The organism is Limimaricola sp. G21655-S1 (genome assembly GCF_027213785.1).
GTDB lineage: Bacteria > Pseudomonadota > Alphaproteobacteria > Rhodobacterales > Rhodobacteraceae > Limimaricola.
Map to the genome: position 1 here is coordinate 1 of NZ_JAPWGO010000527.1, position 234 is coordinate 234.

Annotated in this window: 1 protein-coding gene; it reads left to right on the forward strand. The window is 60.3% G+C overall.

Going from position 1 to position 234, the window contains the following annotated elements; genetic code table 11:
• Positions 1–23 precede the first annotated feature (23 nt).
• On the forward strand, positions 24–234 hold a 211-nt coding region (locus tag O4G76_RS21700), incomplete at its 3' end, for a type VI secretion system baseplate subunit TssG (protein ID WP_269399140.1).

Here is a 234-nt window from a genome sequence, read left to right on the forward strand (position 1 = left end):
CCCCACGCCTGCGAGCGCAGTTCATGGGGTTGTTCGGCGCATTCGGCGCGCTACCGCTCAACTGGACCGAAGAGGTTGAGTCGTGGTTCTCTGCCGGGGACGAGAGCTTCGTCGCGTTTTGCGACATCTTCACCGCACGGTTTCAGGAGCTGTTTTTCCGCGCATGGTCCGATGCCCGCGCAATCAGCCAGTTCGACCACGCCGACAGTGACCGGTTTCAGGCCTATATTCTAT